Genomic DNA, 6,912 nt, shown 5'->3' on the forward strand with positions numbered 1-6,912 from the left:
TTGAACGGCATACGGCCGACTAGACTCCCTGCGGTCTCCAACATAGCTTCGCGAGTGAAAGGCTTGAGCAGAGCTCAATGCGCGCGAACCATCGGACCGAATCTCAGTGATATTTGAATCTTCGGTTATCAAATGCAGGTTTTGTTCCTTCAAGCACCTTAACAGCATGTCCATTTATCGCAGGACTCTCAATGGCGCCTGCGGTGTAGGAGATTTTCTGCCCGTTAGCCCGATCAAAGTGAGACCAAATGATCTGCTCCGCGTCACAGACGACCGCAAGGTTAGGGTTGTGTGTAACCATAACTATCTGACGACGCTTCTTCGCCTCTGTAAGAACAGGTACCAGAAGACTTACAACAGTCTCGTTGTCGAGGTTCTCTTCTGGCTGATCCAGAATGATGGGGTTGCGCCCCTTGTCCACCAACAAATAGAAGATCAAGAGCAGTGCTCCACGCTGACCAGGTGACAGCTGTTCGATTTCTGCGTCTTGGAACAGTAATGAATACCGAGGCTCCAGGTAGGAAAGATCGAATAGCAGGTCATAAACCTCGTTCGCGGTTTTGTCTTTGCGCAACATTGAGTCGATGCCGTATTCGACCTTGTCCCCTATCGTAGCTGCCGCTAATGAAATTTTGTCGTGCAGAGCCTGCGCGAAAGCCACTGCCTCTTCACGACGTTCAAAGTCCGCAGCGTCACCCAGACGTCGTACGGTGTTAAAGCTCTCGTCGTCCCCGCGGAACTCGCCAACGTTCTGCTTGAGCAATGTAAACAAGCTGGTGGCAAAAGCGTCGATTGAGCCTCCGAGCTTCGCTTTGAATCCGAGCTTGTACTCCTCTCGAATCAGGCTGTTTCCCTGAATGAGTTCCTGAACTGGCTTGAACAGTGCCTCTCGCGCGCGACGCTGGGCGTCAAGGATGTCGTAGATATCACCTGCTAACTGCTGCCGGTGGATTTTTTGCGTCTCCAGACTCTCTGGCAGAGAATCGATCTGCGCGATCCTAGCTTCTAGTCCTTTCACTGTTTCTGGGGCGTCTGCTGCGCCAACCAAGTCCTGATATTTGCGCCGCCATTCGTCAACCGCGAGAAGATAATTCTGATAAATGAGCTGAGGTTGATCCAGCTGTGCTTTGGCCTCTTTCTGCTGCTCCAAAAAATTCTGACGCGCGTCTTCTCTAGCTTTGGTGCTGGTGCTTATGGCTGCTTGGTCAGCCAATATTGCTTCTTCCAATTGATTCAACGGGGCGAGATCACTCTCGACTTTCACAACGTCGGCGACTTCCAACCCTATCAGGATGAGGTCCTTTCTCGTATCAGCAATGAACTGGTCGTAGGTGCGTTGGAGTAGTCGAACCTGTTCCCTAACATCCTTTAAAGCCTTGTTCTTAGCGGCGAGCTGTGAAGCCGTCTCGTTGGCTGCGACCCGCTCCTCATCCAGACGCTTGAGTTCCGCCGCGACTCTCTCAAGAGTTGTAGCCGTCACCTGTTGCTCAGGCGATAGATCAGCAGATGGCTTTGCTATTTCTACTGGCTTTAAGGCTGCGTGTTCGGCGAGCTGACGTTGCTTGAGCCCAAGCTGTTCCACTAGGCTTTTCTTGATTAGTGGGTGGAGCTGGTTTTCAGATCTTGCAATCTCAAGATTGAGTCTTTTCAGATCTTTTCGAAACTCGTTCAACTGGAGACGGAAGGTGCTTTCCTGCTGCTCGATCAGTTGACTGAAATCCAGTGCCCCTAGTCGAATTGCGTCATCGGTATGCGAAAAAATGACCGACCTAAGCTCATCTTCGAAGGCGTCAGATTGTCCCGTAACATGAGCGTTGCAGAGCTCTTCAAAATGTCCTTGCGGTATGTACCTCACCATCTCAACTTTCTCAGCAGGCGGGTCAGTATTTAGGTTGCAAGTGTTTATTGTCCCGTCATGCCAGAAGAGAAAGCCTTCGAACTGTCGAGCAGGCTCACCAGCTTTGCCCCGGAATCGATCTTTTCGAAGGAATGAAAAATGGGTGGTTTGCCTTGAATGGCCTAACAAAGCAAGGACATCGGCCAAAGCACTTTTGCCGCTCCCCTTGTTGCCAATGATGGCGACGAGGTCAGAATTAAGCGGAAGGCAGACATCGTCCAACCAATGTGAGGTTAGTGGGGATCCCATCACCTTGCTAATGACCACATGGTCGATGAAAAATGTTTTGTTGGCGGCAATATGGTCAAGCTTCGGTGGTATAACGCCTATGTATGAGCGTTTCGCAGGCTCTCGGATAGCCTGCTGCAACCCACGGAATGTGGGATCAGCTTTTATCCAGGTTTTCTTGTCTGATGGAAAGTCTCCGTATCCCCGCCGATCATTACTTCCTGGTATGCCGACAAAGCAGTGAGCGTCACTACCTGCCACAACCAATCGAGATATGTCGTTCAATCCTTTCCTTATGCCAGAGTAAAATTTGGCATTTCCTGGCGTTTCTTCTCCAACGAAAGCAGAGCGCACATCCAAGTTCCGGCTCTCGAAAATCGGTGAGCACCTAACCAAGCCCAAAAAATATGCATAGTGCTCCGTCCATTTCACATCACTTAAACCATCGCTTGTATCGTATGGCATGAAGCCAATTGCCTGGTCGTCTGGAACTTTGGCAATCGCTTCTTTGTAGCTCTCGCAAGTCAGTTCAATAATTTTTGCGCCTGCTATGTAAGCCTGTTCATCATCGGCTGCAATCTGTTCACGCTTGATCCCGTGTGGTTTCAGCAAGCCTTCAGGTGCTTCGCGTGCGTAGTTTATGAGAGCGGCGTCAGACAAGGGTCTGTCAATCAACGCAATACGGAGGTGAGCAAGGAAGTCCTTCAGAATCTGGTCGTCAATTTCGTTAGAGAAGAGAACGTGGGCATTCAAGCGTCCCCTCATTGGGGCTGCCAGTCTCAGCTCAATACCAGGGAAAACAGTCTTTTTCAGGATCGGTGCGTCTGGCTCAGCTAATCTGCGCTTGAGTGCAAACCATCCGTCGAATGTCCAGTAATCCATAAGCGCAAAAACGTCAGGTTTCGCTGCGTTAAGTGCTCCGATCATTTCATCAACAAGAGCTTTATTCGCTGCTGAATCCGGATTCTTCCGGTCGAACTTCGCTCCTCTCCACTCGAATGACGCTGGAGTGTGAATATGCAAATCCCACTGCCGCCACTCTGACCCGCGTTCACTGCCGCCTTGAATAGCCATTTCTCACCTTCCAGTGCGTTAGACTGCTCCACCCCATTCGCTTACAGCATCAGGGCTTGCCAGAGATTAGGTTGGGATGCCAGCACCGACAAGTTTGGAAAGCAGCAAACTGCTGATCGAGTTTGCTGACAAGGGGCTATATCTGGCGAAGGGTAGTGGCCGTAACCAGGTTGCAATTTATAGGGAATAGTGAATTCCAGACTCTCTCTAGAAGCATGCGAATGGCTGCTTTTGGCCGAAAGCGGACCTTCCGAGTACTGCTTTTAGCCCGTTTCAAAGGTTAATCAACCTAAGCCTTAACCCACCGCCCCCGACTCCAAGCACTCAACGAATCCACCCCCAACACCAACCCCAACATCGCCAAAATCACCGTCCCCGCCTGCGCCTCCTGAAACAGGCTCAAGCTCACATACAACATCTGCCCCAGCCCTCCAGCGCCGACAAACCCCAGCACGCTGGCCATCCGGATGTTGTTCTCCCACCGATACAAACAGTACGCCAGCAATTGCGGCGCCAGGTTCGGCAGGGTCCCGTAACAGAACGCGACAACCGGATTCCCCCCTTGCAGCCGAATCGCTTCCGCCGGTTCCGGCGGGGTGTTTTCCAGGGCTTCGGCGAACAGACGGCCGAGGACTCCGGTGGTGTGCAGGGCGAGGGCGAGGGTGCCGGCGTTGGGGCCGAGGCCGGCGGCGAAGACCATGAGGGCGGCCCAGACCAGTTCCGGGATGGCGCGCAGGCCGTTGAGCAGCATGCGGGCGGCGCTTTGTAGTGGCCAGCCGAAGCGGCCGGCGGCGGGGAGTGCCAGTAACAGGCCCAACACGGCGGCGAGGAGGGTGCCGAGGGCGGACATGGCGAGGGTTTCCATGGCGCCGTGGAGGATGGCGTTGAGGTAACCGGCGCTGAGGTCGGGGCTGAGGAAGCGTTGGGCGTAGCTGCCCATCTGTTTCAGGCTGTCGGCGCTGCCGAGGGCTTCGAGGTCGAGGCCCAGGTAGGCGAACGAGGCGATGACGGCGAAGACGATGGCGAGGATCAGCGCCGTGTTGATCAGGCGCTTCATGTCAGTCTCCAGCGCAACAGGCGGCTGAGTTGGTCGGCGCCGAGCACCAGCAGCAGGAAGGTCAGCAGCATGCTGGCGACTTCGCCGCCGGCGAACATGCGGATCGACAGGTCGATCTGTTGGCCGAGGCCGCCGGCGCCGACGAAGCCCATCACCACCGAGGCGCGGATCGCGCATTCCCAGCGGTACACGGTGTAGGAGAGCAGTTCCGCCGCCACGTTGGGCAGCACGCCGTAGGCGAAACTCGCCAGGCGTCCGCTGCCGGCCTGGAGCAAGGCGTGGGCCGGGCGCTGGTCGGTGGATTCGAAGATTTCCGCGTAGACCTTGCCGAGCATGCCGCTGTAGGTGATGGCGATCGCCAGCACGCCCGCCGCCGGGCCGAGGCCGACGGCGCGCACGAACAGCAGCGCCCAGACGATTTCCGGCACGCTGCGCAGGAAGATCAGCAAGCCCCGCACCGGCCAGCGCAGCAACCGGCCCATCAGGCTCGGTCGGCCGCCGTGGGACGCGGCGGACAGCGACAAGGCGCGGCTGGCGAGCAGGCCGGCGGGGATCGCCAACACCAGAGCCAAGGCCATGCCCGCCGTGGCGATGGCCAGGGTTTGCAGGGTGGCCTTCAGCAGCAGGTGCAAAAAGTCCCGGTCATGGGCCGGCGGCCAGAAGGTCGCGACGAAGCGGCCCATTTCGCTCTGGCTGTCGGCGTGCAGCAACACGCCGAGGTCGAGTTCGCTGAGTTGAATGCCCGGCCACAACAGCGCAATCGCCAGCAGGGTCAGCAGCAGGCGCGGCCAGGCGGCGGGGTCGCGGGTGTCGGTACTCAGCATCGTGGAATCTGCACAATCAGCGGCGTCACGGTCGGCGCCGGGGATTGCAGTTGTTCGTTGGCGTACAGGCTGTCGAGCATGTCGTGGCTGACGTGATCGGACGGGCAATCGAACAGGATCTTCCCTTCGCGCAAACCGATGATGCGCGGGAAGTGCGCCAGCGCCAGTTCCACCGCATGCAGGCTCGCCACCAGCGTGACGTTGTGCTCCCGGGCATGGCGCGACAGGACGGTCAGGGTGTGCCCGGCGAGTACCGGGTCCATGGCGGACACCGGTTCGTCCGCCAGCAATACGTCCGGCGCCTGATACAGCACGCGAGCGATGCCCACGCGCTGCAATTGGCCGCCGGAAAGTTGCTGGCACTGGCTGAAGAGTTTGTCCGCCAGATCCAGCCGCGCCAATGCGGCGCGGGCGCCGGGGATGTCCAGCGGGTGCAGCAGATTGATCAGGCTTTTGCCCATGCTCCATTGCCCGAGCTTGCCGGCCAGCACTGCCGTCACCACCCGTTGCCGGGGCGGCAGCGGCGGTGCCTGATGCACCAGACCGATTCTGGCACGCAGGCGTTGGCGCTGGCGGGCGGACAAATGCCAGGCCCGCTGGCCCAGCACGTCGATGTCGCCACGGCTGGGCCGAATGGCGGTGGCCAACAGGTTGAGCAGGCTGGATTTACCGGCGCCGGACGGGCCGATGATCGCCACCTGCTCGCCGCCGTTGATCTGCAAATCCACACCACGCAGGGCTTCGACGCCGTTGGCGTGGTGCAGGACGACTTGCTTGAGGCTCAGGGTCATTTCAGCAGTTCGGCGGCGCGGGCGGCTTCTTCGATGCCTTTGTAGTTGTCCGGGCTGGTTTCGATGAAGCGGCTGGCGGCCTGCAGGTCGAGGATTTTCTTCTGCTCGGGGTTGGCCGGGTCAAGGGCGAGGAAGGCTTTTTTGATTTTCCCTGCCAGCGCCGGGTCGAGGGTGCCGCGCACGGTCCAGTTGTAATCGAAGTAGGCCGGGGTGGTGGCGAAGACCTTGACCTTGTTGGTGTCGACCTTGCCGGCGTCCACCAGTTTCTGCCAGACGCTGGCGTTCAGCACACCGGCATCGACCTTGCCGGCCTGCACCCAGGCGACGGTGGCGTCGTGGGCGCCGGAGTAGCCGACGCGGCTGAAGTAGGTTTCGGGCTTGATGCCGTCCTTGAGCATGAAGTAGCGCGGCATCAGGCTGCCGGAGGTGGACGATACGGAGCCGAAGGCGAAGGTCTTGCCCTTGAGGTCGGTGAGGCTTTTCACGTTCGGGTCGGCGGTGATGAATTTGCTGGTGAACTGCGCGTCCTGTTCACGCTGCACCAACGGGATCACCGGGGTGGTGGCATCGGTTTTCAGCCGCGCCTGAACGAAAGTGAAACCGCCCAGCCACGCCATGTCGAGGCGGTCGGTGGCCAGGGCTTCGACCACCGCCGGGTAGTCGGCCACGGGAACGAACTGCACTTTCATGCCCAGTTGCTGCTCCAGATATGCCCCCAGCGGCTCGAACTTGCGCAGCAGTTCGGTCGGGGCTTCATCGGGGATTGCGCTGACCTTCAACACGTCGGCGGCTTGCGCCAGCACGGCGGTAAAGGACAGGGCCAGGCCTGCGGTCAGTGCCAGGGTGCGTTTGAGCATGGGAATCTCCATTTCAGGGGCGTCAGGATCGGTGCACAGCCTGCGCAAAATCGTCGTCGGCTGCAACGTCAGGTTAGTTGAATCGGCGTGTCTTGCCGTTAGGGGTGAAGGCGTCTGGACTACCGCTATCGCGGGCAAGCCCGCTCCCACAGGATTGGCGCCGTCCTTGTGGGAGCGGGCTTGC

5 protein-coding genes are annotated in these 6,912 nt (G+C 58.2%); all 5 read right to left on the bottom strand.

The window, feature by feature from the left end:
• Nucleotides 1-103 precede the first annotated feature (103 nt).
• Nucleotides 104-3,199 (bottom strand): TrlF family AAA-like ATPase, encoded by a 3,096-nt coding sequence (locus tag BBF94_RS16450; protein WP_065260040.1) that lies wholly within the window; start codon nucleotides 3,197-3,199, stop codon nucleotides 104-106.
• Nucleotides 3,200-3,488: 289 nt separating this feature from the next.
• Nucleotides 3,489-4,256 (bottom strand): phosphonate ABC transporter, permease protein PhnE, encoded by a 768-nt coding sequence (gene phnE, locus BBF94_RS16455; protein WP_065260041.1) that lies wholly within the window; start codon nucleotides 4,254-4,256, stop codon nucleotides 3,489-3,491.
• Complete coding sequence (locus BBF94_RS16460; RefSeq protein ID WP_065260042.1) at nucleotides 4,253-5,080, bottom strand: PhnE/PtxC family ABC transporter permease; 828 nt, start codon at nucleotides 5,078-5,080, stop codon at nucleotides 4,253-4,255. Before BBF94_RS16460 ends, phnE begins: the two co-directional genes overlap by 4 nt.
• The gene (locus BBF94_RS16465; protein WP_065260043.1) at nucleotides 5,074-5,871 is read right to left on the bottom strand and encodes a phosphonate ABC transporter ATP-binding protein; all 798 of its coding nucleotides are present in this window, start codon (nucleotides 5,869-5,871) and stop codon (nucleotides 5,074-5,076) included. The genes BBF94_RS16460 and BBF94_RS16465 overlap by 7 nt, the downstream gene beginning before the upstream one ends.
• A complete protein-coding gene (locus tag BBF94_RS16470) occupies nucleotides 5,868-6,728 on the bottom strand; it encodes a putative selenate ABC transporter substrate-binding protein (RefSeq protein WP_065260044.1) in 861 nt (286 codons plus the stop codon). Before BBF94_RS16470 ends, BBF94_RS16465 begins: the two co-directional genes overlap by 4 nt.
• Between the last annotated feature and the right edge of the window lie 184 nt (nucleotides 6,729-6,912).

It is taken from the genome of Pseudomonas bananamidigenes (genome assembly GCF_001679645.1).
In the GTDB taxonomy this organism is placed as follows: domain Bacteria; phylum Pseudomonadota; class Gammaproteobacteria; order Pseudomonadales; family Pseudomonadaceae; genus Aquipseudomonas; species Aquipseudomonas bananamidigenes.

Excerpts from the sequence above, each read along its gene's own strand:
- BBF94_RS16450 (WP_065260040.1), bottom strand. The coding sequence starts at position 3,199 with ATGGCTATTCAAGGCGGCAGTGAACGCGGGTCAGAGTGGCGGCAGTGG.
- phnE (WP_065260041.1), bottom strand. The coding sequence starts at position 4,256 with ATGAAGCGCCTGATCAACACGGCGCTGATCCTCGCCATCGTCTTCGCC.
- BBF94_RS16460 (WP_065260042.1), bottom strand. The coding sequence starts at position 5,080 with ATGCTGAGTACCGACACCCGCGACCCCGCCGCCTGGCCGCGCCTGCTG.
- BBF94_RS16465 (WP_065260043.1), bottom strand. The coding sequence starts at position 5,871 with ATGACCCTGAGCCTCAAGCAAGTCGTCCTGCACCACGCCAACGGCGTC.
- BBF94_RS16470 (WP_065260044.1), bottom strand. The coding sequence starts at position 6,728 with ATGCTCAAACGCACCCTGGCACTGACCGCAGGCCTGGCCCTGTCCTTT.